This window comes from Mycobacterium sp. E1386 (assembly GCF_001672745.1).
GTDB lineage: Bacteria > Actinomycetota > Actinomycetes > Mycobacteriales > Mycobacteriaceae > Mycobacterium.
In genome coordinates this window covers 61,863-85,696 of record NZ_LZKH01000070.1, presented here as the reverse complement: position 1 = coordinate 85,696, position 23,834 = coordinate 61,863, and the positions used below count along the sequence as shown (strand labels likewise).

The following is a 23,834-nucleotide window of genomic DNA, read 5'->3' as shown; positions in this document are numbered from 1 at the left end:
GGCCACTTCGCGCCGACGGAGGCGGAGGCGGAGCTGCGCCGCGGCCGCCGCTATTCGGTGGCGCGCCGGCTGGCCGGCTTGTTCGCGTCGTATGCCAGGCAACGCCCGAGCCTGCTGACCGATTGGCTGGCGGGCGATCCGGGTGACCTCGACCCGGACCTGGCCTGGCAACCGGAGCTCTGGCGCGCGCTGGTGGCCGCCGTGCCCGCCGATCCCCCGCACATCCGGCACCAGCGGACCGTCGCCGGGCTGCGCGAAGGCCGGACCGGCCAGCCGGCGCGCCACCGAATAGCGGCGGCCGCGGCGCAGCTCCGCCTCCGCCTCCGTCGGCGCGAAGTGGCCCAAATGCGTTGCCAGGGTGCGGCACCACGGCTGATCCAGCGAGCGGTCGATCACCTGCAGCAGCGGCCAGGCCATCGCGTCCGGCGACCACGGATCCTGATCCGCCGTGCCGGTGAGTTCGGCGATCAGGGAGCCGGGGCTGCGGAATACCACCCCGGCGCACACCCCGTCACCGCCTGGGCCGGCACGACCGAGCACATGCGAGAGCCGCTGGCTGAGCCAGCGCTCCACGCCGCGGGCGGGCACCAGCACGAGTTCTTCGGCGAACGGGTCGGTCTGCGGGTTTGCCAGCAGGGCGCCGAGGCCGTCGGCAAGTAGATCGGTGCGTTCGGCACGGTGGAGATGAAGCGCCATTGCGGTGCAACGATAGACCCCGACACCGACACCGGGAGGCGGGACGGCCATCGAGGTCCCATACCTGCGCGATCACGGGGCGGAGGTGACCGACCGCCCGCCGCGATAGCGACGAAAGTCCCTGCACCGGCCGGCTCCGCTGTGCCAGGCTGAGACCATGGCCGGCGTCGCGGATGCCATCGGGTGGGCGAGTAGGCAGATTGGGGACCGGGTTCCCAAGGCGGACCTCGATCAGCGCGACCCGGACTTCATCCGGGACCAGCTGCCCGCCACCTGGCTGGTGGCGTCGCTGTATTTCCGGGCCGACGTCCGCAGGCTCGACCGCATCCCCGCGCACGGCCCGGTGCTGCTGGTCGGCAACCACAGCGGTGGCAACGTCCCGCCCGACACCTTCGTCTTCACCCTGGCGTTCTGCTCGTACTTCGGCGTGGAGCGCCCGTTTTATCAGCTCGCGCACAACCTGGTCACCCTCTACCCCCCGCTGCGCTGGCTGCGCAAGTTCGGCACCGTGGCGGCCAGTCCCGAAAACGCCCGTCTCGCTTTGGAATCCGGCGCGGCCGTGCTGGTGTATCCGGGCGGCGACTACGAGGTGTTCCGCCCGTCCTGGCAGCGGCACGTCGTCGACTTCGGCGGCCGCAAAGGCTTCGTGCGGCTGGCCCGAGAGACCGGCGTGCCGATCGTTCCGGTGGCCAGCGTCGGCGGCCAGGAGACCGCGTTCTTCCTCGGCCGCGCGCAGTGGCTGGCCAAACTTTTGCTGCTCGACAAGGTGGTCCGGCTCAAGAGCGTGCCGATCTCGCTGGCGCTGCCGTGGGGCCTCAACGTCAGCGACCTGCTCGGGCATATCCCGTTGCCCGCCAAGATCGTCATCGAGGTGCAGGAGCCGATCACGGTGCACGACGACGACCAGGCGGTCTACGACGCGGTGATCGCCAGCCTGCAGGCCGGTGTCGATCGGCTGGCCTCCGAACGCCGATTGCCGGTGATCGGCTGATGCGCGTCGAACGCCGGATCGTCGTCAATGCCGACCGCGACACCGTGTGGAAGGTGCTCAGCGACCCGGATCGCTACCCCTCGTTCCTGCCGCACCTGGAGCGCTGGGAGACCCTGACCGAGGGCCCGGCCCGGGTGGGCGCCCGCTACACCGTGCTGTGGAAGATCGGCTCGATCCCGGTGGGCGGCATCGCCGAAGTGGTGGAGTTCGACGCCGCGCGAGATCTGGCCTGGATCAACATCACCGGCGTCACACAGCGGGGCCGGTTCCGGTTGCGCGACGCGGGACCGGGCCGGACCCGCGTGACATTTCGGCTCGCCTACAGCTCGGAGGGCGGGCTGCTGGGCCTGATCGCCGATCGGGTCGCGGCGTTCTGGGTCGGTCGTTCCCTCGACGAGAGCCTGAAAAACCTTCGGCGCCTTGTCGAGTCGTGACCGAACGCGCCTACTTGGCCAATGTGAACTGGTTGATGTCGATGTAGCCGTCCCGGAAAGCCTTGGCGCAGCCGGTCAGATACCTCATGTATCGCTGATACACCTCTTCGGACTGGATCGCGATCGCCTCGCTCCGGTGTGCCTCGAGCGCCGCGGCCCACAAGTCGAGCGTCCGGGCGTAGTGCAGCTGCAGCGACTGCCTGCGTACCAGGTTGAAGCCCATCTTCGAGGCGTGGAACTCCACCATCTCGATCGGCGGCAACTGACCGCCCGGGAAGATCTCGGTGGCGATGAAGTTGTTGAAGCTGGTCTGCTCTTCGGTCATCGGCAGGCCGCGTTCGAGGATCTGCTCCGGGGTGAACATGGTGATCGTGTGCAGCAGCATCACCCCGTCGTCGGGCAGCACCCGGAAGGCCTTCTGGAAGAAATCGTCGTACCGGTCGTACCCGAAGTGCTCGAACGCGCCGATGGAGACGATCCGGTCGACCGGCTCGTCGAACTGTTCCCAGCCCTGCAGCAGGACCCGCCTGCTGTGCGTGGTGGTCATCGCGTCGAACATCTTCTGCACATGGGCGGCCTGGTGCTCGGACAAGGTCAGCCCGATGACGTCCACGTCGTACTTCTCGAGCGCGCGGCGCATCGTGCCGCCCCAGCCGCAGCCGACGTCCAGCAGCGTCATACCCGGCCGCAATCCCAGCTTGCCGAGCGCCAGGTCCATCTTGCGGAGCTGCGCCTCTTCGAGCGGGATGTCTCGCATGCGGTCGAAGTAGGCGCAGCTGTAGGTCATGGTGGGGTCGAGAAACAACCGGAAGAAGTCGTCGGACAGGTCATAGTGCGCCTGGACGTCCTCGAAGTGCGGCGTCAGGTTCTCTGTCATACCAGCTACGCGCCTTTCCTGAATCCGGGGCCATTCAGCTGTACACGAGTGGGCGGCTCAGCTGGTTCACCCTGGCTTCCCGTAACTGCCGGAATCAAACTTCGGCGCGCGTATGCGGGGAATTCGGATGAGGCTACCCCCGTTTACCCGGAGTCGGCTGGAAATGAGGAGGAACAAATGGAGGCTTGGGACGCGATTCGCGCCCGGCGCAACGTCCGGCAGTACAAACCGGACGCGATTTCCGAAGACGACCTCAATCGCATCGCCGAGGCGGGGTGGCGCGCGCCGTCGGCGAAGAACCGGCAGCCGTGGGACTTCGTGATCGTCACGGACCGGGCGGACCTGCAGGAATTGTCGACCGTGTGGCAGGGCGCGGGGCACATCGCGGGCGCCGCGGCCGCGATTGCCATCGTGGTGCCCGTCCCGCCCGACGAGCGCCGGGTGGTCACCGACAACTACGACGTCGGGCAGGCCACGATGGCGATGATGATCGCGGCCACGGACCTGGGAATCGGGACCGGGCATTCGTCGGTGGGAGACCAGGAGAAGGCGCGGGCCATCCTCGGTGTCCCCGACGACCGGCTGGTGGCCTTCCTGCTGGGTCTCGGGTATCCCGCCGACCGTCCGCTCGCCCCGATCCGCACACCGAATCGGCGGCCCTTCGACGAGGTCATCCACCACGGTCGTTGGTGAGTGAGCGGTCGTAGGCTCTTCCCCGTGCACATGCCGCGCACCTAAGGGACCTGGGGTGGCGAAACGTGCGGCGCCGCAACCTCGGATGGCGCATCAGCTACGGCGGTCCGTGGTTTTCCACCCGCCTGGTCACCGCGACGAAGCCGGGGTGAGGGCCGACGGCTCCTCGAGGTATGCCTCGTCCGCGAATTTGATATCGCATGCGCTATCAAATCGGGCAGAGCCTCATGGTTCCGACATGGCGCCGCCGGGGGCGGGCATGCTTGGGGCCATGAACCGACACGAGATCACCGAGCAGATCGTCCTGGCCCGCCTGAGGCTCGGCCTCACCTGGCAGCAGCTGGCCGAGGCCATCGACCGGCCGGTGGTATGGACCACCGCGGCGCTGCTAGGTCAACACGCCATTCCCGCTGAGCTGGCAAGGATTCTCGCCGAGAAGTTGAACCTGGACGAGTCGGTGGTGCCCGTGCTGGCGGCACCGCCCATGCGGGGCGGGCTGCCGAGCGCGGTCCCCACCGACCCAACGATCTATCGCTTCTACGAGGCCCTGCAAGTTTACGGCGGTGCCATCAAAGAGCTGATCCACGAACAGTTCGGCGATGGCATCATGAGCGCGATCAACTTCAGCGTCGACCTGCAGAAGAAGTCGCACCCGTCCGGCGACCGCGTCGTGGTGACCCTCGACGGCAAATTCCTTCCATACCAATGGGTTTCGTCGGACAGCTGACATGGTGGCCGAGACGAAACCGGTAGACCTCGTTCTCTCCGGCGGGGGCGTGAAGTTCATCGGCCTGGTCGGCGCGGTCGCCGCGCTCATGGATGCGGGCTACTCGGCCTATCGGGTGTCGGGTGTTTCGGCGGGATCGGTGGTCGCGGTCATCTCGGCCGCCGCATCCAACGGCAATCAACTGACCAGTGGTCAGATCAGGGAACTCGCGTTGTCGGTGCCGTTGCGCCGTTGGCGTGACGCGGGGCCGGTGCCCTTCGTCGGGTCCGCCTGGGGGCTGGCGCGAGACACGGCCATGTACCGCGGCGATTTCGCCCACGAGTGGATCCGCAGCGAGCTGAAGAACCTGGGGGTCGTCACGTTCGGTGATCTGGCCCTCGACGACCGCGATCTTCCTCCCGAACGGCGCTACAAGGTGGCGGTCACGGTCGCCGATGTCACCGCGGCGCAGCTGGTGCGGCTGCCCTGGGACTATCGGCGGCTTTACGGGCTCGATCCCGACGAGCAGCCCGTCGCCGACGCGGTCCGCGCCTCGATGGCGATCCCGTTCTTCTACCCGCCGGTCAGGCTGACCGACACCATGGGGCTCACGTCGAACCTGGTCGACGGCGGGGTGCTGTCGAATTTCCCGGTCGACTCGCTGGACCGCACCGACGGCAAACCGCCGCGCTGGCCGACGTTCGGGATCACGGTGATGCCCAAGCTCGCCGAGGGTGTGGACCAGGTGTTCCCCGCGTTGCGCCCGCTGCGCTTCCTCAAGCAGTCCGCCCTGCTGCAAAGCCTTTTCACCACCATGCTGGTCGGCCACGACCAGGCGCAGCTGAGCCTGCCGTGGGTCAAGTGCCGCACCATCGGGGTCGCGTCCACCGACGTGAGCGTTCTCGACTTCGGTATTTCCAGGGGGCGCCTGGAGGAGCTCTGCGACCGGGGCTATGCGGCCGCGCAGGATTTCCTGTCGACCTGGGACTGGCCGGCGTATCTGGACCGGTTCCGATGAATCGTCGTGGAAGTGAAGTGACGGCGCGACGCGCACGTGTCACACTGGCGGCGAGGAGGCGAAGGGAACGCGGTGGCGGCTAGCAGCGGCCACCGCGTTCGCCATTCAGTTCATCATCACCTGCGGTGACAGTTCCTTCAGCATCGCGTTGGCCCAGCGCATCTGGCGCAGCGTCTCGGGGTGGCAGCGCGACGCCAGGCTCAGCAGTTCGGAATCCTTGGCGGCCTGCGCACCCTGGGCCAACAGCTCCCAATCCAACGACACCCCCGCCGCCAGGCGGTGAATCCGCCGCAAATCGGCGAGCAACACCAGGCCGGGCTCCGGTCGGTGCCGCAAGATGCCGCTCATCCGGGACTGCACGGCTCCGGTGATCACGCGGGTGCGGGGGTCGGCCGACAGGTGCAGACCGTAGTGCCGGCCGTGCTCGGCCAACTCGTTCAGGTGCTGCCGCGACCAGCCGGCCAGGTCTTGCGCCAGGTGATTGATGTCCTGGTCGCTGCGGTGCCGGGCGGCCACCAGGTTGAGGTTGTGGGCCAGTTTGCGTTCGGAGCGGTGCAGCTCGCGGATCGCCAATTTGAGCTTCATCGCCGGGCCCCGGTCGCCAGGACCTCGGTCACTGCGGCGGCCGACCCGCCCGCCGTGGCGGGCACCGCCCCATTGACCGGCGCGGACGCCGCGGTGGTGGGCGCGTGCGCGGCGCCGTTTGTCTCGGGCCGGCCCACCCGGCTCTTCTCGATCCGGGCGGCCGCGGTCTTGTAGATCGGCTGTTTGGAAACAGGATCCCAATCGGTCAGGGTGAGTTCGTTGCCGGCCCGCTGATGGGCCCTGCTGCCGGCGTCCCAGTAGCCGTAATGGAAGGGCACGAACAGGACGCCGTCGCGGATGCCGCAGATGCGGGCAGCGCAGGTGACGCGGCCGCGCGGCGTGCTCACCTCGACGAGGTCGCCCTCGCCGATGCTCAGCCGCCGGGCGTCGGGTTCTGAGACCTCGACCCACACCTCAGGCGCGGCGTCCTGAAGTTGTTGGGCCCTAGCGGTTTTCGTGCGGGTGTGGAAATGGTAGACGGTGCGACCGGTGATCAACACGAACGGATATTCGGAGCTGGGCCGCTCGTGCGGGGGAAGGTATTCGGCCGCCTTGATGATGGCCTTGCCGAAGGGATTCATCGAGCGGTATTCATCTCGCTGCAACGGGGCGCCCGTGATCAGGTCTTTGCCGTAGGCCTCACAGTAATCCGGTGCCGCCCAGAATTTGGCGTCGGCGTAGAGTCGTTCGGTGCCGTCGGGATGCTCTGCGTTGCAAGGCCATTGGATGCCGCTGCCGCCGCGCAGCTTCTCATAGCTCAAGCCGGTGTAGTCGCACGGCCGGCCCGCGGTGCATTTTTTCCACGCCTCGAACGCCGACTCGGGATCGGTCCACGGCGGGAACGGTTGGCCGTCGGAGTCGCGGAAGTCCATCCGGCGCGCGTAGTCAAGGAAGATGTCGAGATCCGAACGCGCGGAACCCGGTGGCTCCACGGCCTTTTCGGACAGGTGCACGGTGCGGTCCGCGTTGGTGAAGGCGCCGGTTTTCTCCCCCCACGCCGCGGCCGGCAACACCACGTCGGCCAGTGCGGCGGTTTCGGTCATGAAGATGTCCTGGACGATGAGGAACAGCCGCTCCTGGGAGAGGATGTCACGGATGCGCGGCAACTCGGGCAGCGACACCGCGGGATTGGTGGCGGTGACCCACAACATCCGCAGGGTCCCCTCTTCGGCGAAGCGGAACATCTGCATGGCATGGGTGGGCGGGGCGTAGTGCGGAATCTGCAGGGGCTCCAGGTTCCACAACTTCGCCAGTTCCTTGATGTGCGAGTCGTTGGACCAGTTGCGGAAGCCGGCCAGGTCACCGTCCGCGCCGCACTCGCGGGTGTTCTCGGCGGTCGGTTGCCCGTTCATCTGCAGCACCCCGCAGCCCGGCTTGCCCAGCATGCCGCGCACCAGGTGAATGTTGTTGACCTGCACGGCCGCCGCGGTCGCCTGATGTGATTGATAGAACCCCTGCAGCACGGTGGACAGTAACCGCTCGGCGGTGCCAAGTAGTCGCGCCGCGCGCCGGATGTCCTCGGCCGCCACCCCGCAAATTTCGGCGACCCGTTCGGGCGGAAACTCCTCGACCCGGCCGCGCAGCTCGTCGAAACCGACTGTGTGCGTGTCGATGTAGTCCCGATCGATCCAGCCGTGACCGATGATCTCGTGCAGCAGGCCGTTCATCAACGCCACGTTAGTGCCGGGCAGCGGTGCGAGGTGAACGGTGGCGTGCCGGGCAACCGGTGTGAGCCGGGGGTCGACGCACACGATCGCCGGCGGCGAATCGCCGGCCAGCCGGTCCAGCATCCTGGCCCACAACACAGTTTGCGTCTCGGCGACGTTGTGGCCGAACAGCGCGATGACGTCGGCATGGTCGACGTCTGTGTAGGAACCCGGTTGTCCGTCGCAGCCGAACGATTCCTTGAGCGCCTCGGCCGCCGTCGCGGTGCACAGGCGGGTGTTGCCGTCGACGTGGTTGGTGCCGATCGCCCCGTGCGCGATGGCCCCCTGGGTGTAGTACGCCTCGAGGAACAACTGCCCGGAGGTGTAGAAGCCGATGGAACTGGGGCCGTAGTTGTCGAGGAGTTGCCTACTGCGAGCCACGATGTGGTCCATCGCGGTGTCCCAGTCGCACGGCCGCAGCTTGCCGCCGACCCGAATCATCGGACTGGTCAACCGGTCTCGCGAGTTATTGGCCTGCCAGCCGAACAGGTCTTTGGGGTCGAGCCGGCCGTGGTTGACGCGGTCGACGGCTCGGCCCCGCACCCCCACGATCCGCCCGTCCTTGACGGCGATGTCCAGGCCGTCTCCGTTGGAATGCAACACCGCCGCCGACTGCACCCAGCGGTCCACCGACTCGGGCGTGACGCCGTCGGCCAGGTAGGTGTCGACGCGCTCGGGCCACCGTGTGCCCGGTTCGTAGGGGGTCCGCGTCCCCCAGGGTTCCGCGATCCGGTCTACTGTCACGCCGGTGGGCGTACCCGGCCGCCGGTGTCCAAAACGTCGAGGCCAGGGGGGCGGGCCGCGTTAAAGCCCGAACTCGGCCTCGATGCCGTCGATCCCGGCGCGAATGGCCTTCAACGCGTCGGCGCGGGCGCGCAGCTTCGTTGCGGCGTGGGCGTGTTGGTGCAGACCGGCGAATTCGCGCGCGGCCTCCTCGGCCCGGCTCACCACCATCTCCGGCAGCACGATCTCGTCAACGAAGCCGGCGGCCAGCGCGGTCTCACCGAAGAACGTCTTGGCGAGCCCGACGGCTTGCTGGTAAGCCGACTGCGTCAGACGCAGCTTCATGATCTCCAGCGCCGCGTACGGGATGACCATGCCGATCGCCACCTCGTTGGCCTGAATGTTGTAGGCGTGCGCGGCCACCCGGTGATCGCCGGATGAGAGCAGAAAGGCCCCCATCGCGATGGCGTGCCCGGTGCAGGCCATCACGACCGGCTTGGGATGGGACAGCAGCCGATAGGACAGCTCGAAGCCGCCCCGCAGCATGTCGATCGCCGGCTGCGCCTCGCCCGAGGTCAGGATCTTCAGGTCGAACCCGCCGCTGAACACCCGCTCGTTGCCGGTGATCACCAACGCCCCGGCGTTGTCCGCGTCGGCCCGGTCGATCGCCTCGCCCAGCGCTTGCTGCATCGTCGGACCCAAGGCGTTGACCTTGCCGTCGTCCATCTTGATGACCGCGATGGAATCCTTGAGGCTGTAGTGGACCGGGCCGCTCATCGGTTGCTGGCTCCTTGCCGTCACGCGGGCTGACTGTGGTGTTTGCCCAGGTCGTCCTCGGCCTCGCCCCAGCGCAGGCTGACATCGGTGGGCTCGTCGAGCTGGCGGGAGCGCCATCTGTCCTGCGTTTCCCGCACCGCGCCGTTGATCCGTTCGATCTCGCTGCGGAACACCTCGGGACGGGTTTCCTTGCTCGCGTAGTGGAAGTAGGTCAGCAGCCCGCGCAGCAGCTCCAGCTTCTGCTTCTCGCGTTTCGCCAGGTCGTGGGTCGTCATCAACTCGATGCGCTGGACCGGCGGCAGGGAGTCCCAGTCCAGCACCACCTGGGTTTCCAGCGGAACGCGCTCGCGCTCCCAGAACCGGCGCCCATTCGGGCGCTTCGGCCGGTCGAAGTAGCTGATGGTGCCGGTGAAGCGGGACTCGATGCCGCTGCCGATTTCGGCGCGGTCGAGCGCCGAATCCCACACCATGCGCCATTCCTGACCGGGGGCCAGCACTGGCAACTCGCGGGGGAGTCGCAGTTCGGCGACGTCGGCGTAGCCGTCGGTGGCGTTCTCGTATTCGGCCACCGTCGGCGGATTCAGGAACGAGAACGTGATGTCGTACGCCGCGGTCTGACCGAAGTTCCTGACCACCAATTCGATGACGTGCCAGTCGGCCGGGTGCGGTTCCATGAACATGGCGACCTGCGGCCGGGTCTGTTCCGCGGCGAGTCGGCGGTTGCGGGTGATCTGCCGGTTGGTGAAGATCAGGGTGACAACGGCGAGCGCGATCGCCGCCCACGCCGCCCACGCGATCCAGGTGCTGGACCCAGTGTGCGTGATTCCGTTCCAGCTGTCCTGGATCCACCCCATGGAATCCACCCTCCGCTTATATCACAGGCCGGTTGCCGTCTCGTTCGGATCGAGCGAGCCCGCTCAGCCGCCCATCAGCATTCGCCACTGCGCCAGGTCCGCGGCGCGATAGACGTAGTTGGAACGTTTGACTTCCGACAACGATGCGCTCGGCTCCGCCGAATACCAGTGCCCGGGAAAGACCGTGGGGTCGCCGGGCAGGGTCGCGAGTTGCTGCAGGCTGCGGTACATCTCGTCGGAGTCGCCGCCGGGAAAGTCGGTCCGGCCGCAGCCCTCCAGGAACAACGTGTCACCGGCCACGAGGCGGCCATCGAGCAGGAAGCACTGGCTGCCCGGCGTGTGGCCGGGAGTGTGCAGCAATTCGATCTCGATGCCGCCGATGCTGACCTTGTCGTGATTCTCGTGGGCGGTGAGGTCGCCGAGGCTGACCCCGGTGACTCGCGAAACCCATTGCGCCTCATGGGTATTGACATGCACCGGCACGGCTTTCCGTTCCAGCAGCTCGGCCAGGCCCTGCAGGGTGAAGCCCATCATCGATCCGCCCACGTGGTCGGGATGATGATGGGTCACCAGCACTCCCGACAGGTGCATGCCGTCGACCTCGAGCGTGTCGAGCAGTTCGCCGGCCGCGTAGGCGGGGTCGACCACCACGCAATCGCCCGTTTCCCGGTCGCCGATCAGGTAGGCGAAGTTGCGCATTTGGGTCGCGAACATGTCGCCGGTGGCGAAATCGCGCCCCGAGAGCAGTTGGCGAAAGTACAGCCGGTCCGTTGACACGTGACCAGACTAGGACGTGCCCGCCAAGGGTCGGCAGCGCCGCCTCGAAGTCGGCAAAACACCGTCCGTGAGCAGCGATTGGGTGTCTGGGCAGTGGGTATTGTTGGCGCATGAGGAAGAAGGTCGAGATCGAGATCGACGTCGATCTGATTGACGAGGCGATTCGCCGCTTCCAACTCGCCGATGCCCGCGAGGCCGTCAACCTGGCGTTGCGCACCCTGCTCACCGGAGCCGAGGCCGGCCAATCGGACGAAGAGTACGACGAGTTCAGCGACCTCAGCGCGTGGCAGCCGCGCCGGAGCGGCGACGGCGGGGATTAACGCCCGTGGTTTGGTCCGGCTGCGAGCCAGGCTGTACCCTCTTTTAGGCCCACGGCACTGCCGATTCGGGTGAACGGCCCCCTTAGCTCAGTCGGTAGAGCGTTTCCATGGTAAGGAAAAGGTCAACGGTTCGATTCCGTTAGGGGGCTCGGCGGACGCCGAGCAGGCGCGGCGGCCACGACCCCAAAATGGGGTGGCCAGAGGCGATGTAGCTCAGTCGGTTAGAGCGAACGACTCATAATCGTTAGGTCGCCGGTTCGAGTCCGGCCATCGCTACAACACAACAATGCACTTTGAGAGATTTGAGAGAGAACCGTCATGGCTTCCAGTACCGACGTGCGGCCGAAGATCACCTTGGCCTGCGAGGTGTGCAAGCACCGCAACTACATCACCAAGAAGAACCGCCGGAACGACCCGGACCGCATGGAGCTGAAGAAGTTCTGCCCGAACTGCGGCAAGCACCAGGCGCACCGAGAGACACGCTAGCGGCGGCCCGCGAGTGATTACTCAGACTGACTAGGTAGATTTTAGAGCCGTGCCGTTAACCGAAGATATCGTCGGTATGCACTACCGCTATCCCGATCATTACGTCGTGGAGCGGGAGAAGATCCGCGAGCACGCGGTCGCCGTGCAGAATGACGACGCCGCATTTCTGGAGGAGAAGGCGGCGGCCGAGCTCGGCTACAAAGGGCTGCTGGCCCCGCTGACCTTCATCTGCGTGTTCGGCTATAAGGCGCAGACGGCGTTCTTCAAGTACGCCAACATCGCCGTCCACGACGCCCAGATCGTCCAGGTCGACCAGGTGCTGAAGTTCAACGCGCCCATCGTGGCCGGCGACAAGCTGTATTGCGACGTCCACGTGGATTCAATGCGCGTGTCGCACGGCACCCAGATCATCGTGACCAAGAACATCATCACCAACGAAGCCGGTGATGTTGTGCAGGAGACCTACACGACCCTGGCGGGTCGTGCCGGTGAGGATGGAGAAGAGGGATTTTCTGATGCCACTGCGTGAGTTCAGCTCGGTGAAGGTGGGTGACCTGCTCCCCGAGCGGACCTACCCGCTGACCCGTCAGGATCTGGTGAACTACGCGGGCGTCTCGGGCGACCTGAACCCGATCCACTGGGACGACGAGATGGCCAAGGTCGTCGGGCTGGACACCGCGATCGCGCACGGCATGCTGACCATGGGCATCGGTGGCGGCTACGTCACCGCGTGGATCGGTGACCCCGGTGCGGTCACCGAGTACAACGTGCGGTTCACCGCGGTGGTGCCGGTGCCCAACGACGGCAAGGGCGCCGAGTTGGTCTTCAACGGCCGGGTGAAGTCGGTGGACCCCGAGACCAAGTCCGTGACCATCGCGCTGACGGCTACCACCGGCGGCAAGAAGATCTTCGGTAGGGCCATCGCGTCCGCGACCCTCGCGTAGGCGGCCTGTTAATGGCGCTGAAAACCGATATCCGCGGAATGATCTGGCGGTACCCGGACTACTTCGTCGTGGGCCGTGAACAGCTCCGCCAGTTCGCCCTGGCCGTCAAGGACCGCCACCCCGCCCACTACCGGGAGGACGCGGCCGCCGCACTCGGCCACGACGCGATCCTCGCGCCGCTGACCTTCGCGACCATCTTCGCCAAGCTGGTCCAGCTGGATTTCTTCCGGCACGTCGACATCGGCATGGAAACCCTGGTGATCGTGCAGGTCGACCAGCGATTCGTGTTCGCCCAGCCGATCAAGGCCGGCGACAAGCTGTGGGCCCGGATGGACGTGATGTCCGTGGACGAACGGTTCGGCGCCGACATCGTCGTCACCAAGAACATCTGCACCAACGAAGATGGCGAGTTGGTCTTGGAGGCCTACACCACGTTGATGAGCCAGTACGCCGACCAGTCGGAGAACCTGCGCTGGGACCCGGAGTCCGGCCAGGTCGTCAGAACGGCGTAATTAGTATCTGACTCGCGCGTCGATGTACACTCGGACCTCGGGGTTTTCCCAGCATTAGCGCGCTTTCCGTGAGTCGAGCAATCGGAAGGCGCGCGTGTCATGTAAGCCCCGGTAGGTAAGCGCAGGTTGGCCTGCCAACCGCGAAGGGGCGTAGCTCAACTGGCAGAGCAGCGGTCTCCAAAACCGCAGGTTGCAGGTTCAAGTCCTGTCGCCCCTGCTGAACGAAAAGGCGTGCCATGGTGGACACTGGAATAGTGGCCGTCCACCACGGGACGGCCCGCGGGACACTAGCAAACTGAAGGAGCATGCGGTGAGCGACGAAGGCGACGCTGCCAACGACGCCGCAAGCGACGGCGCCGACAGGGAGGACGACCGCGCAAACGGCGGCCGGACCGCTGTGGTGACGCGGCCGCAGCGCCCCACCGGCAAACGATCCCGGCAGCGAGTGGCCGACGCCGGCGAGGACGTCGACGTAGAGTCGGCGGACGAGGCCGAGGTTGCCAAGGAGGACAAGGCCACCAAGGGCGCCAAGGCCAAGAAGGCCAAGAAACCGAAGAAGCCGGGGGACCGTTCGGCCAACCCGTTCGTCTTCGTCTTCAACTACCTCAAGCAGGTGGTTGCGGAGATGCGGAAGGTTATCTGGCCCAACCGCAAGCAGATGCTCACCTACACATCGGTGGTGCTGGCGTTCCTGGCTTTCATGGTGGCGCTGGTCGGGCTCGCGGATTTCGGCCTCACCAAGCTGGTGCTGCTGGTGTTCGGCTGAGCGAGAAGATAGAGAGGACTGAAAACCGTGACTACCTTCGACGGTGACACGTCCGCGGGTGAAGCGGTCGACGTAGAAGAGCGCGCCGAGGGCGCTGAGCAGGCCCTGGAAGCGGCCCCGGAAACGGACGCTGAAACCTCAGCGGCCGAGGCCCCCGAGGAGTCGGCCGAGGAGGTCGACCCGGCGGCCGCGCTCAAGGCGGAACTGCGCAGGAAGCCAGGCGACTGGTACGTCATCCACTCCTATGCGGGATACGAGAACAAGGTCAAAGCCAATCTCGAGACCCGTGTGCAGAACCTGGACGTCGGCGACTACATCTTCCAGGTCGAGGTGCCCACCGAAGAGGTCACCGAGATCAAGAACGGTCAGCGTAAACAGGTCAATCGCAAGGTGCTGCCCGGCTACATCCTGGTGCGCATGGACCTGACCGACGACTCGTGGGCCGCGGTGCGCAACACGCCGGGAGTCACCGGGTTCGTCGGGGCGACGTCGCGCCCGTCGGCCCTGACGCTCGACGACGTGGTCAAGTTCCTGCTGCCGCGCGGCGCGACCAAGAAGGCCGCCAAGGGCGCGGCCACCACCGCCGCGGCCGCCGAGGCGGGCGGGCTGGAGCGTCCGGCCATCGAGGTCGACTACGAGGTCGGCGAATCGGTGACGGTCATGGACGGGCCGTTCGCCACGCTGCCGGCGACCATCAGCGAGGTCAACGGCGAACAGCAGAAGCTCAAGGTGCTGGTGTCGATCTTCGGCCGCGAAACGCCGGTCGAATTGACGTTCAGCCAGGTCTCCAAGATTTAGCTCGGGCGGTTGCGCCCACCCCCAGGAAGGAACACCAACATCTCATGGCCCCGAAGAAGAAAGTCGTCGGGCTGATCAAGCTGCAGATCGTGGCGGGGCAGGCCAACCCTGCGCCGCCGGTCGGACCCGCGCTCGGCCAGCATGGCGTCAACATCATGGAGTTCTGCAAGGCCTACAACGCGGCCACGGAGAGCCAGCGCGGCCAGGTCATCCCGGTGGAGATCACGGTCTACGAGGACCGCAGCTTCACCTTCGCCCTGAAGACGCCGCCCGCCGCCAAGCTGCTGCTCAAGGCAGCCGGCGTGGGCAAGGGCTCGGCCGAGCCGCACAAGACCAAGGTCGCGAAGGTCACCTGGGACCAGGTTCGTGAGATCGCCGAGACGAAGAAGACCGATCTCAACGCCAACGACATCGACGCGGCCGCCAAGATCATCGCCGGCACCGCCCGGTCGATGGGGATCACCGTCGAATAGTTTCGAAACACCGTGGGAGGGCCAGCTCCGGCCCGCTGCTTAACCACGACCCAACACCCGATTGGATGAATCAATGAGCAAGAACAGCAAGGCATACCGCGCCGCCGCCGAGAAGGTGGACCGCAACAACCTGTACAGCCCGCTCGAGGCGGCCAAGCTCGCCAAAGAGACCGCGTCGGCCAAGCAGGACGCGACGGTCGAGGTGGCGATCCGGCTCGGCGTCGACCCGCGCAAGGCGGACCAGATGGTCCGCGGCACGGTCAACCTGCCGCACGGCACCGGTAAGACCGCCCGCGTCGCGGTGTTCGCGGTGGGCGACAAGGCCGAGCAGGCGCAGGCCGCCGGCGCCGACATCGTCGGCAGCGATGACCTGATCGAGAAGATCCAGGGCGGCTTCCTGGACTTCGACGCCGCGATCGCGACCCCCGACCAGATGGCCAAGGTCGGCCGCATCGCTCGCGTGCTGGGCCCCCGCGGCCTGATGCCGAACCCCAAGACGGGCACCGTCACCCCCGACGTCGCCAAGGCCGTGGCCGACATCAAGGGCGGCAAGATCAACTTCCGCATCGACAAGCAGGCCAACCTGCATTTCGTCATCGGCAAGGCGTCCTTCGACGAGAAGGCCCTCGCCGAGAACTACGGCGCGGCGCTCGACGAGGTGTTGCGGCTCAAGCCGTCCGCCTCGAAAGGCCGCTACCTGAAGAAGATCACGGTGTCGACGACCACGGGGCCGGGCATTCCGGTGGACCCGTCCGTCACCCGCAACTTCGCGGAGGCCTGAGTCGTAGCGGGCCGGCTACCCGCCGCACTCCGCGATGCGGCGGCGCAGGAACTCCCGGCCCGGCTCGGAACCGTTGACTCGCAACGCTTCTCGGTACCAGGGGAGCGCATCGGCCGGTCTGCCCGCACGCCTGAGCAGGTCGGCTCGCACCGTCGTGACCAGATTGGAGCGGCCGAGCCGGGGGTCGTGGGCCACCTCGTCCAGGGCCGCGAGGCCGGCGTCGGGTCCGTCGCGCAAGCCGACCGCCAGGGCGCGGTTGGCGCGCACGACCGGCGAATCGGTCAGCGCCAGCAGCCGGTCGTAGGCGGCGCAGATGGTGACCCAGTCGGTCTGGTCCCAGGACGGCGCCGTCGCGTGCAGCGCGGCGATCACCGCCTGTGGCAGATAGGGGCCCGGAGAACCCTCGGCACGGCGTAATCGGTCCAGCCCCCGGGCGATTCGGCCGCGGTCCCACCGGTGCCGGTCCTGCTCCTCGAGCGGCACCAGCATCCCGGCGTCGTCCACCCGGGTGGCTCGTCGCGAATCGTGCAGCAGCATCAGGGCCGCCAGCGCGTGGGCCTCGGGCTCGTGCGGCATCAGCGCGCACAGTTCACCGGCCAGCCGGATCCCCTCGTCGCACAGTTCGTCGCGGATCGCCGACGGGCCCGCCGTCGACCAATAGCCCTCGGTGAACACCGAGTAGACACAACCGAGCACGTGTGGTGTGCGTTCGGGCAGCAGCTCGGCGGGCGGCACCCGCAGCGGGATGTTGGCGTGGCGAATCTTGTTCTTGGCACGCGTGATTCGCTGACCGATCGCGGCGTCGGTCTGCAGCAGCGCGCGGGCGATCTCGGTGACGGTCAACCCCGACACCAGCCGAAGGGTGAGCGCCAGCTGCGATTGCCGGTCCAGGGCGGGGTGTGCGCAGGTGAACATCATCCGCAGCTCGTCGTCGCGAACGGGGGACGGGTCGGTGTGATCGGTGCGCGCCCGGATATCGTCGATCACGGCCGCCAATTCCTTTCCGGGACGAACGGATTCGCGGCGCAGGCGGTCGCGCGCCCGGTTGCGGGCGACGGTCACCAGCCATCCGCCGGGATTGTCCGGCGGGCCGTCGCGGTCCCAGCTGCGAAGCGCCTCGGCGCAGGCCTCCTGGACGGCGTCCTCCGCGACGGTGAGGTCGCCGGACCACCGCGCGAGCGCGGCGACGGCGGGCCCCCATTCCCGCCGGAAGACGCCGTCCAGGTCGGACATCACTGGTGCGTTACAGTCCCGAGACTCCGGCCAGTTGCCGCACCTGCACGGTCGAGGCGGGGATCATCGAGGCCAGCTTGACGGCCTCGTCGCGGTCCGCGGCGGCGAGCAGGTATACGCCCGTGGCGATTTCGGCGCCCTCCACGTATGGCCCATCGGTGATGAGGACCTCGCCGTCGCGCACCCGCACAGTGGTGGCGGTGGACCGGTCGTGCAACGCGGCGCCGCCAAGGATGTGATCACCCGCGGCCGCATGGAGCTCGGCGTGGCGTGCCGCGACGGCCTCCCACTCCGGGGTGCCCGGCGTATGGGCCGATGCCGGGGGTTCCAGCAGCAGCGCCAACCAGTCGTTTCCCGTGAGCTTGCGGGACGGTTCGATCGCGTGGACCACCGGCCAGACTTCCACCGCTCCGAACTGGGCGACCGGGACGTCGCGCGCCAGCGCCAGCGCCTCGTCCAGGTTCTCCGCTTCGAACACGTAGTAGCCGCAGGCCACTTCGGCGGACTCGGCGAACGGGCCGTCGGTGGTGACCGGCGCGTCCGGCCCGCCGGTGATGACCGCCGCGCTGGCAGCGGGCGCGAGCGCGTCACCGGCTTTGATCGCCGGGCCGGCTTTGGCGTGGAAGCTCTCCCAGGCGGCCATGCCGGCCGCCCACTCTTCAGGCGTGCGGTCTCGCTCCTTGGCGATCAGCAGGGCGAAATATTGCATGTTCGTCACCTCCGGTAGTGAGCGAAGCCTCCTGCTCCACTCTCTACCTATCCGACGAACGACGCAGCCCTAATCCGACACAGCCAGAGCCGGACTACGCAGCCGCCCCCGGCTTCAGGTACGTCACCAGGCTGACGTCGAGCGCCTCGTCGGTGAAGTAGTGCTCGCACCCGCGCAGGTACTTGATGTAGCGGTTGTAGACCTCTTCGGACGTGACCTCGATGGCCTTCTGCTTGTTGGACTCCAGCGTGTCGCCCCAGATGTGCAGCGTTTTGATGTAGTGCGGCCGCAGTGAAAGCGGTGCAGGCACAATGAAACCCGCCTTCTCGCCATGGTCGACCATCATCTGGGTGGACGGCAGCCGGCCACCCGGGAAGATCTCGGTGATGATGAACTTGATGAACCGGGCCGTCTCGAAGGTCAGCTTCTTGCCGCGGGCGGCCAGGTCGTACGGGTGGTAGCTGACGCTGCTCTGCACGGTCATCCTGCCGTCCTCGGGCATGATGTCGAAAGTCCGCTTGAAGAAGTCGTCGTAGTTCTCGTGCCCGAAGTGCTCGAAAGCCTCGATCGACACGATGCGGTCGACGGGCTCGTTGAAGTCCTCCCAGTTCTGCAGCCGCACCTCACGCGAGCGGTTGGTGTCGATGGAGGCCAGCACCTCCTCACATCGGGCGTGCTGGTTCTTGGACAGGGTCAGGCCGATGACGTTGACGTCGAACCGCTCGACCGCGCGCTTCATGGTGGTGCCCCAGCCGCAGCCGATGTCGAGCAGGGTCATCCCCGGCTTGAGGTCCAGCTGGTCCAGGTTCAGGTCGATCTTGGCGTACTGGGCCTCTTCCAGCGTCATGTCGTCACGCTCGAAGTAGGCGCAGCTATAGGTCCGGGTGGGGTCCTGGAACAGGGCGAAGAAGTCGTCGGAGACGTCGTAGTGCGCCTGAATGTCCTCGGGCGCCGTCCGGATCTTCGTCGGGCTAGCCGGTTGATCAGCCATTTTCGTCTGGTTCTCCTGGATGAAGTTCACTGCGGATTTCCCACGGCTTTGCCTCGGGGTGTGACGTGCAACGATACCCAACTCTACTTTTCCAGCGTGAATTGGTTGCAGTCGATGTACCCCGTGCGGAAAGCCCCGGCGCAGCCGGTCAAATACTTCAGGTAGCGCTCATACACCTCTTCGGACTGGATTTCGATGGCCTCGGCGCGGCGCGCCTGCAGGGCGCCGGCCCACAGGTCGAGGGTCCTGGCGAAGTCGGTCCGCAGCGACTGGACGTTCGTCACCCGGAAGCCGATCTTCGTCGAGTGCTCCCCGATGGTCTCGATCATCGGCAGCCGGCCGCCCGGAAATATCTCGGTCAGGATGAACTTGATGAACCGCGCGACTCCCATCGTCAGGGGCAGGCCGCGCTCGATGGCCTGCCTTCCGTGCAACCCCGTGATCGAGTGCAGCAGCATCACACCGTTGCGGGGCAGGGCGGTGTAGGCGAATTTGAAGAAGTCGTCGTAGCGGTGAAAACCGAAGTGCTCCAACGCCTCCACGATGACTATGCGATCCACGGGTTCGCTGAACTCGGCCCAGTCGCACAGCAGCGCCCGCCGCGACCGGCCGCTGTCGATCCCGTCGAGCACCTGCTGGCAATAGGCGTGCTGATTCCTGGACAGGGTCAGCCCGACGACGTTGACGTCGTAGCGCTCGACGGCGCGTTTCAACATCGAACCCCAACCGCAGCCCACGTCGAGCAGGGTCATCCCCGGCTCGAGCCCGAGCTTGTCCAGCGTGAGGTCGAGCTTGGCGAGCTGTGCCTCCTGCAGGGTCATGTTCTCGCGGGGGAAGTACGCGCAGCTGTAGGTGCGGGTGGGGTCCTGGAAGAGGGCGAAGAATTCGTTCGACAGGTCGTAGTGCGCCCGTACGTCGTCGAAATTGGAGCGCGTACGAACAGCGCTGGCCGGGTTGTCAGACATCTGTCCTCCCGAGAGGACGGCCACCAGGAGGCGGCCATCTCCGGGGGCACGCTACTCGCGCGGGATCGAAAACCGCGCATTTGCGCGCGCGTGCGCCGAAGTTTTTACCGGGCGCATTCTCAGGGCCGATGCCGGCCGACGGGCGCTACTTGGTCAGCGTGTACTGGGCCACGTTGGAGATGCCCTTGCGGAAGAGCTCCGCGCAGCCGGTGAGATAGCGCATGAAGCGGTTGTAGACCTCTTCGGACTGGACGGCGATGGCGCGTTCGCGATTCGCCTCGAGATTGGCCGCCCACGTGTCCAGTGTCCGCGCGTAATGCGGCCGCAGATATTGGACCTGCTCGACCGAGAAGCCGCTGGCTTGCGCATTGTCGACGATGTCGGGTTCGCCGCACATCTGCCCGCCGGGAAAGATTTCCTTCCCGAGGAAGTGGAAGAAACGCAGATCGGTCATGGTGATCGGGATGCCGCGCTCTTTCCATTGCGACTGCGGATACGTGAAAATGCTGTGCATCATCATCCGGCTGTCGTCGGGGAGGGTCTTGTAGGCCCAGTCCCAGAATGCGGGCCAGCGTTCCTTCTTGAACGCGTCGAAGGCCTCAAAGCTGATGATCCGATCGACCTGCTCGTCGAACTCTTCCCAACCCTGCAGCCGGGCCTCGGCCCGCCGCGTCGTCGGAATGGCGGCCAACCGTTCTTTGGTGCGCGCGTAGTGGTTGCGGCTCAGCGTGATGCCGATGACGTTCACGTCGTATTTCTCAACCGCGCGGACCACGGCCCCACCCCACCCGCACCCGACGTCGAGCACCGTCATGCCCGGCTCGAGCTTCAGCTTGTCCAGCCCCAGGTCGAGCTTGGCGAGCTGCGCCTCTTCCAGCGTCATGTCGTCGTTCTCGAAGTAGGCGCAGGTGTACACCATGTTGGGGTCGAGGAACAGCGCGAAGAAGTCGTCTGAGATGTCGTAGGTTGCCTGCGACTCTTCGTAATACGGCTTCAGCTTGGCCATTGGTGGACCCACCTCCTTGGACAACCGTACAACTCGGCGATACGGACCGGGATCGCAGGGGAAGCGTTTCTCTCGAGTGATTTCGGCTCAGTTCGCTCTGGCGAAGTTGCCCGCCAGCACGCCGATCACCTGATCCCACAACTGCTGTGGCAGATCATGGCCCATCCCGTCGAATAACACCAATCGGGCGCCGTCGATGGACCTGGCCACCGCGCGACCACCGAATGGCCGCATCAGCTTGTCCGCCCGGCCGTGAATCACCACGGTCGGGGCGGCGGTCCGGCGGTTGTAGCGCCTCAGGCTGCCGCTGCCCAGCACCGCGTCGAAATGCCTTGCGACGCCCCACGGGTAATAGCTGCGTTCGTAGCTTTCGATGGCCTCGGCCCGAAGTTGTTCCTCGGAAGCCAAAAAGCGCCTGCTGCCGATGATCTTGCTGACCCGGATGGCGTTGTCGACGATCACCTCGCGCGGCGAGCTCGGCGGCGGCCCCTTGATCAGCGCCAGCAGCTGGCGCGGACCGGGCGGCGGCAGGAAGGCCGAGTTATTGCTGGAGAAGATGACCCCGAGGGTTCTCGTCCGCTCATGGAATCGCGCCGCGAAAATCTGGGCGATCATGCCGCCCATCGACGCGCCCACGATGTGCGCGTGCTCGATGCCCAGATGATCCAGCACGGCCGCGGCGTCGTCGGCCATGTCCTCGAGCTTGTATGCCGCTTCGCTCGGCAGGCCCAGCCAGGAGCGCGCCAGTCGCGCCACCAGCGGCTGCCCCGAGCTGCGGTGCCGGGTTTTGCTCGACAGGCCGACGTCCCGGTTGTCGTACCGGATGACGCGCAGCCCGTGGCTGACCAGCCGCTCGCAGAAGTCGGTTCGCCACAGCAGCAGCTGGGCGCCCAGCCCCATGATCAGCAGCACGGGCGGGTCGTCGATGTCGCCCATGTCCTCGTAATAGAGCTTCAGGTCGCCGTTGGGATCAAAGACAGTGGCGTGCCCGGTGCGGATCTGCATCAGACTTCTTCGGACTGGTGCTCGCGGCTGACCTCGACCATGAAGTTGGCGAAGTAGCCGGTCAGCTGCGGGTCGGACATCATCTGCCACTTGGGGGCGAGCAATTTCATGTACCGCTCGACGTAGAGGAACTGCTTGCCGATCAACACCAGCTCGCGCGGCAGCTTGACGTCGTAGGCGTCGGCCAGCGCCGACAGCTGCCGCCCGATGTCGGCGTAGGACAGGTCGCCCAGCGTCTGCATGGTCAGCGGGGTGGCGAATTTCTCCAGGTCCTTGGCGGCCTGGGCCTCGGGCTTCATGGTCCCGACGGCGCCCATCAGCACGACGATCTTGCCCGCCGCGGCGTGGTCCTTCTTGACCAGCAGCGCGTACACCAGCTCGCGCAGCAGCCAGCGGGTGCGCGGGTCGATGCGGCCCATGATCCCGAAGTCGAAGAACACGATGCGGCCCGCCTCGTCGACGTAGAGATTGCCGGCGTGCAGGTCGCCGTGGAACAGCCCGTGCCGAAGGCCGCCCTCGAAAAGCGAGAACAGCAGCGCCTTCACCAGTTCGACCCCGTCGAAACCGGCCTTGCGGATGGCCGCGACGTCGTCGATGCGGATGCCGTGCACGCGCTCCATCGTCAGCACCCGCTCGGAGGTGAAGTCCCAGTGCACCTGCGGCACCCGGATGTTCTTGCCCAGCGGCGAGCCGTGCAGGTGCGAGACCCACGCGTCCATCGACTGCGCCTCGAGCCGGAAGTTCAGCTCCTCGGCCAGGTTGTCGGAGAAGTCGGCGACCACGTCCTGCGCCGAGAGCCTGCGGCCCAGCTTGGCCAGTTCGACGGCCTGGGCGAAGCGTTTGAGGATCTGCAGGTCGGCGGCCACCCGGCGCCGGATGCCCGGGCGCTGGATCTTGACGACCACGTCTTCGCCGGTGTGCAGGGTCGCGTAGTGCACCTGGGCGATCGACGCCGACGCGAACGGCGTCTCCTCCCACTTGGCGAACAGCTCGGCGGGGTCGCCCCCGAGTTCCTCGACGAAGAGCTTGTGCACCTCTTCGGTGTCGGCGGGCGGCACCCGGTCGAGCAGGCCGCGGAACTCGCGGGACAGCGATTCGCCGAACGCCCCGGGGCTGGACGCGATGATCTGGCCGAATTTCACGTACGTCGGGCCGAGGTCGGCGAAGGTCTGCGGGAGCTGCTTGATCACCTTCTGCTGCCACGGGCCTTTGCCGGGCAGCTTGGTGATGACGCGCGCGGCGGTGCGGGTGACCTGCCAACCGGTGACGGCGACCCGGGCCGCTTCCACCGGCAGCGGCACCCGGTCCAGCCTGGCCACGTCTCGATGTTTGGTAGAGCTCATCTAAAGCAGTCTGCCAAATCGGCGAAGCCAGTCCCAATTTCTAGCTCGGGCTCCAGGGTTGTACCCAGCCCTGGACCGCCCAGCCCTCGAGGCCCGCGATCAACTCGTACATGGTGGCGCCGTCGATGGTTTCGCGGATGATGTCCGCGTGCCCGGCGTGCCGGGCCAACTCGTTGATCACGTGCAGGATCACCCAGCGCACCGACCAGGCCTTCTGGTCCTTGGGAAACCACGGGATGTCCTGCGGAACCGGCACCGCCGCGTCGAGGTCCGCGGTCTCCGCCAGTCGCAGCGATGCCGCGTTCTGTTCCTCGAATGCCCGCAGCAGGCCGGCCAGCGTCTCGTCGGGCCGCATTACGTGCTGATCCGCGAAGTCCTTGGTGATCTGCTCGAACGGGCGAGTGTCTTTCGGCGGCGCGTCCGGCGCCGCGGCGACGCGCGCCATCCAGCTGCGCTGCATCCCGGTGGCGTGCTTGATCAGCCCGCCGATCGACAACGCGCTGACCGAGGGGGTGGACCGCGCCTGTTCGTCGGTCAGGCCGTAGGACACCGCGAAATACGCGCTTTGGTGGTAGGCCAGGTATTCGCACAGGGCGCTGCGTTCGTCGGCTACGGGCCGGGCAAGAGCGGGCATTACCGGATATTAGGTCTCCTCCGCCGTAAGG

At 66.6% G+C, this 23,834-nt stretch carries 28 protein-coding genes, 3 tRNA genes and 3 pseudogenes; 19 read left to right on the top strand and 15 right to left on the bottom strand.

Annotation, left to right across the window (positions count from 1 at the left end; all coding sequences use genetic code 11):
- Nucleotides 1-57 precede the first annotated feature (57 nt).
- A pseudogene (locus tag A5709_RS28745) lies at nucleotides 58-171 on the top strand (exodeoxyribonuclease V subunit gamma); the annotation flags it as partial.
- A gap of 93 nt (nucleotides 172-264) precedes the next feature.
- Here the strand turns inward: A5709_RS28745 and A5709_RS27265 are convergent.
- A pseudogene (locus A5709_RS27265) lies at nucleotides 265-696 on the bottom strand (exodeoxyribonuclease V subunit gamma); the annotation flags it as partial.
- Nucleotides 697-853: 157 nt separating this feature from the next.
- On the opposite strand from A5709_RS27265, the gene A5709_RS07535 reads away from it, so the two are divergent.
- Together A5709_RS07535 and A5709_RS07530 are read left to right on the top strand one after the other, a co-directional pair.
- Nucleotides 854-1,687 (top strand): lysophospholipid acyltransferase family protein, encoded by an 834-nt coding sequence (locus A5709_RS07535; protein WP_067951136.1) that lies wholly within the window; start codon nucleotides 854-856, stop codon nucleotides 1,685-1,687.
- Nucleotides 1,687-2,121, top strand: a complete 435-nt coding sequence (locus tag A5709_RS07530) for an SRPBCC family protein (protein ID WP_067951135.1) — start codon at nucleotides 1,687-1,689, stop codon at nucleotides 2,119-2,121. Before A5709_RS07535 ends, A5709_RS07530 begins: the two co-directional genes overlap by 1 nt.
- A 10-nt stretch (nucleotides 2,122-2,131) precedes the next feature.
- Here A5709_RS07530 and A5709_RS07525 read toward each other — a convergent pair whose 3' ends face one another.
- Entirely contained in the window at nucleotides 2,132-2,998 is an 867-nt protein-coding gene (locus tag A5709_RS07525; protein ID WP_067951133.1) for a cyclopropane mycolic acid synthase family methyltransferase, read from the bottom strand.
- A gap of 177 nt (nucleotides 2,999-3,175) precedes the next feature.
- Between A5709_RS07525 and A5709_RS07520 the strand changes: the two genes are divergently transcribed.
- The 4 genes and pseudogenes from A5709_RS07520 (at nucleotide 3,176) to A5709_RS07510 (ending at nucleotide 5,415) form a co-directional block, all read left to right on the top strand.
- The gene (locus A5709_RS07520; protein WP_067951131.1) at nucleotides 3,176-3,691 is read left to right on the top strand and encodes a nitroreductase family protein; all 516 of its coding nucleotides are present in this window, start codon (nucleotides 3,176-3,178) and stop codon (nucleotides 3,689-3,691) included.
- Nucleotides 3,692-3,714: 23 nt separating this feature from the next.
- Nucleotides 3,715-3,843: pseudogene (locus tag A5709_RS28740) on the top strand (SAM-dependent methyltransferase); the annotation flags it as partial.
- Between the two features lie 107 nt (nucleotides 3,844-3,950).
- Nucleotides 3,951-4,418 (top strand): cyanase, encoded by a 468-nt coding sequence (gene cynS / locus A5709_RS07515; RefSeq protein WP_067951137.1) that lies wholly within the window; start codon nucleotides 3,951-3,953, stop codon nucleotides 4,416-4,418.
- A 1-nt stretch (nucleotide 4,419) separates the two neighbouring features.
- Entirely contained in the window at nucleotides 4,420-5,415 is a 996-nt protein-coding gene (locus A5709_RS07510; RefSeq protein WP_067951130.1) for a patatin-like phospholipase family protein, read from the top strand.
- Between the two features lie 105 nt (nucleotides 5,416-5,520).
- On the opposite strand, the gene A5709_RS07505 is transcribed toward A5709_RS07510, so the two are convergent.
- The 5 genes from A5709_RS07505 to A5709_RS07485 form a co-directional block, all read right to left on the bottom strand.
- Nucleotides 5,521-6,000, bottom strand: coding sequence for a hypothetical protein (locus A5709_RS07505; RefSeq protein ID WP_067951128.1), 480 nt, complete (start codon nucleotides 5,998-6,000; stop codon nucleotides 5,521-5,523).
- A complete protein-coding gene (locus A5709_RS07500; RefSeq protein ID WP_068007960.1) occupies nucleotides 5,997-8,450 on the bottom strand; it encodes a molybdopterin oxidoreductase family protein in 2,454 nt (817 codons plus the stop codon). Before A5709_RS07500 ends, A5709_RS07505 begins: the two co-directional genes overlap by 4 nt.
- A gap of 60 nt (nucleotides 8,451-8,510) precedes the next feature.
- Complete coding sequence (locus tag A5709_RS07495; RefSeq protein WP_067951125.1) at nucleotides 8,511-9,206, bottom strand: crotonase/enoyl-CoA hydratase family protein; 696 nt, start codon at nucleotides 9,204-9,206, stop codon at nucleotides 8,511-8,513.
- Nucleotides 9,207-9,226: 20 nt separating this feature from the next.
- On the bottom strand, nucleotides 9,227-10,060 hold the full coding sequence (locus A5709_RS07490) for a hypothetical protein (protein WP_068007956.1): 834 nt from the start codon (nucleotides 10,058-10,060) through the stop codon (nucleotides 9,227-9,229).
- A gap of 63 nt (nucleotides 10,061-10,123) precedes the next feature.
- The gene (locus tag A5709_RS07485; RefSeq protein WP_068007952.1) at nucleotides 10,124-10,837 is read right to left on the bottom strand and encodes an MBL fold metallo-hydrolase; all 714 of its coding nucleotides are present in this window, start codon (nucleotides 10,835-10,837) and stop codon (nucleotides 10,124-10,126) included.
- Nucleotides 10,838-10,947: 110 nt separating this feature from the next.
- Between A5709_RS07485 and A5709_RS07480 the strand changes: the two genes are divergently transcribed.
- The 12 genes from A5709_RS07480 to rplA all read left to right on the top strand — a co-directional run bounded on the left by A5709_RS07480 (nucleotide 10,948) and on the right by rplA (nucleotide 15,917).
- Complete coding sequence (locus A5709_RS07480) at nucleotides 10,948-11,157, top strand: type II toxin-antitoxin system VapB family antitoxin (protein ID WP_067951121.1); 210 nt, start codon at nucleotides 10,948-10,950, stop codon at nucleotides 11,155-11,157.
- A gap of 76 nt (nucleotides 11,158-11,233) precedes the next feature.
- Nucleotides 11,234-11,306: transfer RNA gene (locus A5709_RS07475), tRNA-Thr, on the top strand.
- Nucleotides 11,307-11,359: 53 nt separating this feature from the next.
- A tRNA-Met gene (locus tag A5709_RS07470) sits at nucleotides 11,360-11,433 on the top strand.
- Between the two features lie 42 nt (nucleotides 11,434-11,475).
- Nucleotides 11,476-11,643, top strand: a complete 168-nt coding sequence (gene rpmG / locus A5709_RS07465; protein WP_007167776.1) for a 50S ribosomal protein L33 — start codon at nucleotides 11,476-11,478, stop codon at nucleotides 11,641-11,643.
- A gap of 49 nt (nucleotides 11,644-11,692) precedes the next feature.
- The gene (hadA, locus tag A5709_RS07460) at nucleotides 11,693-12,172 is read left to right on the top strand and encodes a (3R)-hydroxyacyl-ACP dehydratase subunit HadA (RefSeq protein WP_068119151.1); all 480 of its coding nucleotides are present in this window, start codon (nucleotides 11,693-11,695) and stop codon (nucleotides 12,170-12,172) included.
- A complete protein-coding gene (gene hadB, locus A5709_RS07455; protein ID WP_067951118.1) occupies nucleotides 12,159-12,587 on the top strand; it encodes a (3R)-hydroxyacyl-ACP dehydratase subunit HadB in 429 nt (142 codons plus the stop codon). Before hadA ends, hadB begins: the two co-directional genes overlap by 14 nt.
- 11 nt (nucleotides 12,588-12,598) lie before the next feature.
- Nucleotides 12,599-13,099, top strand: coding sequence for a (3R)-hydroxyacyl-ACP dehydratase subunit HadC (gene hadC, locus A5709_RS07450; protein ID WP_067951116.1), 501 nt, complete (start codon nucleotides 12,599-12,601; stop codon nucleotides 13,097-13,099).
- 144 nt (nucleotides 13,100-13,243) lie between these two features.
- Nucleotides 13,244-13,316, top strand: a tRNA-Trp gene (locus tag A5709_RS07445).
- Nucleotides 13,317-13,409: 93 nt separating this feature from the next.
- Complete coding sequence (secE, locus tag A5709_RS07440; protein ID WP_067951114.1) at nucleotides 13,410-13,865, top strand: preprotein translocase subunit SecE; 456 nt, start codon at nucleotides 13,410-13,412, stop codon at nucleotides 13,863-13,865.
- A gap of 27 nt (nucleotides 13,866-13,892) precedes the next feature.
- On the top strand, nucleotides 13,893-14,663 hold the full coding sequence (gene nusG, locus A5709_RS07435; protein WP_067951112.1) for a transcription termination/antitermination protein NusG: 771 nt from the start codon (nucleotides 13,893-13,895) through the stop codon (nucleotides 14,661-14,663).
- Nucleotides 14,664-14,707: 44 nt separating this feature from the next.
- Nucleotides 14,708-15,136, top strand: coding sequence for a 50S ribosomal protein L11 (gene rplK / locus A5709_RS07430; RefSeq protein ID WP_067951110.1), 429 nt, complete (start codon nucleotides 14,708-14,710; stop codon nucleotides 15,134-15,136).
- A 73-nt stretch (nucleotides 15,137-15,209) separates the two neighbouring features.
- Nucleotides 15,210-15,917, top strand: a complete 708-nt coding sequence (rplA, locus tag A5709_RS07425; RefSeq protein ID WP_007167783.1) for a 50S ribosomal protein L1 — start codon at nucleotides 15,210-15,212, stop codon at nucleotides 15,915-15,917.
- Nucleotides 15,918-15,932: 15 nt separating this feature from the next.
- Here rplA and A5709_RS07420 read toward each other — a convergent pair whose 3' ends face one another.
- The 8 genes from A5709_RS07420 to A5709_RS07385 all read right to left on the bottom strand — a co-directional run bounded on the left by A5709_RS07420 (nucleotide 15,933) and on the right by A5709_RS07385 (nucleotide 23,803).
- Entirely contained in the window at nucleotides 15,933-17,150 is a 1,218-nt protein-coding gene (locus A5709_RS07420) for an RNA polymerase sigma factor (RefSeq protein WP_067951108.1), read from the bottom strand.
- Between the two features lie 10 nt (nucleotides 17,151-17,160).
- Nucleotides 17,161-17,859, bottom strand: a complete 699-nt coding sequence (locus A5709_RS07415) for a YciI family protein (RefSeq protein WP_068119158.1) — start codon at nucleotides 17,857-17,859, stop codon at nucleotides 17,161-17,163.
- A gap of 94 nt (nucleotides 17,860-17,953) precedes the next feature.
- Nucleotides 17,954-18,850, bottom strand: coding sequence for a hydroxymycolate synthase MmaA4 (gene mmaA4 / locus A5709_RS07410; protein WP_067946579.1), 897 nt, complete (start codon nucleotides 18,848-18,850; stop codon nucleotides 17,954-17,956).
- Nucleotides 18,851-18,933: 83 nt separating this feature from the next.
- Nucleotides 18,934-19,815: a cyclopropane mycolic acid synthase family methyltransferase gene (locus tag A5709_RS07405; RefSeq protein ID WP_068119148.1), complete on the bottom strand. Its 882-nt coding sequence runs from the start codon at nucleotides 19,813-19,815 to the stop codon at nucleotides 18,934-18,936.
- 145 nt (nucleotides 19,816-19,960) lie between these two features.
- A complete protein-coding gene (locus tag A5709_RS07400) occupies nucleotides 19,961-20,821 on the bottom strand; it encodes a cyclopropane mycolic acid synthase family methyltransferase (RefSeq protein ID WP_067946570.1) in 861 nt (286 codons plus the stop codon).
- Nucleotides 20,822-20,908: 87 nt separating this feature from the next.
- The gene (locus A5709_RS07395) at nucleotides 20,909-21,826 is read right to left on the bottom strand and encodes an alpha/beta fold hydrolase (RefSeq protein WP_067946572.1); all 918 of its coding nucleotides are present in this window, start codon (nucleotides 21,824-21,826) and stop codon (nucleotides 20,909-20,911) included.
- Nucleotides 21,826-23,169, bottom strand: a complete 1,344-nt coding sequence (locus A5709_RS07390; RefSeq protein WP_067946574.1) for an AarF/ABC1/UbiB kinase family protein — start codon at nucleotides 23,167-23,169, stop codon at nucleotides 21,826-21,828. Before A5709_RS07390 ends, A5709_RS07395 begins: the two co-directional genes overlap by 1 nt.
- A gap of 40 nt (nucleotides 23,170-23,209) precedes the next feature.
- The gene (locus A5709_RS07385; RefSeq protein WP_068011661.1) at nucleotides 23,210-23,803 is read right to left on the bottom strand and encodes a DinB family protein; all 594 of its coding nucleotides are present in this window, start codon (nucleotides 23,801-23,803) and stop codon (nucleotides 23,210-23,212) included.
- Nucleotides 23,804-23,834 lie beyond the last annotated feature (31 nt).

What these genes read in the sequence shown, in the direction of transcription:
- A5709_RS07535 (WP_067951136.1), top strand. Translation starts at nt 854, where the DNA reads ATGGCCGGCGTCGCGGATGCCATCGGGTGGGCGAGTAGGCAGATTGGG.
- A5709_RS07530 (WP_067951135.1), top strand. Translation starts at nt 1,687, where the DNA reads ATGCGCGTCGAACGCCGGATCGTCGTCAATGCCGACCGCGACACCGTG.
- A5709_RS07525 (WP_067951133.1), bottom strand. Translation starts at nt 2,998, where the DNA reads ATGACAGAGAACCTGACGCCGCACTTCGAGGACGTCCAGGCGCACTAT.
- A5709_RS07520 (WP_067951131.1), top strand. Translation starts at nt 3,176, where the DNA reads ATGGAGGCTTGGGACGCGATTCGCGCCCGGCGCAACGTCCGGCAGTAC.
- cynS (WP_067951137.1), top strand. Translation starts at nt 3,951, where the DNA reads ATGCTTGGGGCCATGAACCGACACGAGATCACCGAGCAGATCGTCCTG.
- A5709_RS07510 (WP_067951130.1), top strand. Translation starts at nt 4,420, where the DNA reads ATGGTGGCCGAGACGAAACCGGTAGACCTCGTTCTCTCCGGCGGGGGC.
- A5709_RS07505 (WP_067951128.1), bottom strand. Translation starts at nt 6,000, where the DNA reads ATGAAGCTCAAATTGGCGATCCGCGAGCTGCACCGCTCCGAACGCAAA.
- A5709_RS07495 (WP_067951125.1), bottom strand. Translation starts at nt 9,206, where the DNA reads ATGAGCGGCCCGGTCCACTACAGCCTCAAGGATTCCATCGCGGTCATC.
- A5709_RS07490 (WP_068007956.1), bottom strand. Translation starts at nt 10,060, where the DNA reads ATGGGGTGGATCCAGGACAGCTGGAACGGAATCACGCACACTGGGTCC.
- A5709_RS07480 (WP_067951121.1), top strand. Translation starts at nt 10,948, where the DNA reads ATGAGGAAGAAGGTCGAGATCGAGATCGACGTCGATCTGATTGACGAG.
- rpmG (WP_007167776.1), top strand. Translation starts at nt 11,476, where the DNA reads ATGGCTTCCAGTACCGACGTGCGGCCGAAGATCACCTTGGCCTGCGAG.
- hadB (WP_067951118.1), top strand. Translation starts at nt 12,159, where the DNA reads ATGCCACTGCGTGAGTTCAGCTCGGTGAAGGTGGGTGACCTGCTCCCC.
- hadC (WP_067951116.1), top strand. Translation starts at nt 12,599, where the DNA reads ATGGCGCTGAAAACCGATATCCGCGGAATGATCTGGCGGTACCCGGAC.
- rplK (WP_067951110.1), top strand. Translation starts at nt 14,708, where the DNA reads ATGGCCCCGAAGAAGAAAGTCGTCGGGCTGATCAAGCTGCAGATCGTG.
- rplA (WP_007167783.1), top strand. Translation starts at nt 15,210, where the DNA reads ATGAGCAAGAACAGCAAGGCATACCGCGCCGCCGCCGAGAAGGTGGAC.
- A5709_RS07420 (WP_067951108.1), bottom strand. Translation starts at nt 17,150, where the DNA reads ATGTCCGACCTGGACGGCGTCTTCCGGCGGGAATGGGGGCCCGCCGTC.
- A5709_RS07415 (WP_068119158.1), bottom strand. Translation starts at nt 17,859, where the DNA reads ATGCAATATTTCGCCCTGCTGATCGCCAAGGAGCGAGACCGCACGCCT.
- mmaA4 (WP_067946579.1), bottom strand. Translation starts at nt 18,850, where the DNA reads ATGGCTGATCAACCGGCTAGCCCGACGAAGATCCGGACGGCGCCCGAG.
- A5709_RS07405 (WP_068119148.1), bottom strand. Translation starts at nt 19,815, where the DNA reads ATGTCTGACAACCCGGCCAGCGCTGTTCGTACGCGCTCCAATTTCGAC.
- A5709_RS07400 (WP_067946570.1), bottom strand. Translation starts at nt 20,821, where the DNA reads ATGGCCAAGCTGAAGCCGTATTACGAAGAGTCGCAGGCAACCTACGAC.
- A5709_RS07395 (WP_067946572.1), bottom strand. Translation starts at nt 21,826, where the DNA reads ATGCAGATCCGCACCGGGCACGCCACTGTCTTTGATCCCAACGGCGAC.
- A5709_RS07390 (WP_067946574.1), bottom strand. Translation starts at nt 23,169, where the DNA reads ATGAGCTCTACCAAACATCGAGACGTGGCCAGGCTGGACCGGGTGCCG.
- A5709_RS07385 (WP_068011661.1), bottom strand. Translation starts at nt 23,803, where the DNA reads ATGCCCGCTCTTGCCCGGCCCGTAGCCGACGAACGCAGCGCCCTGTGC.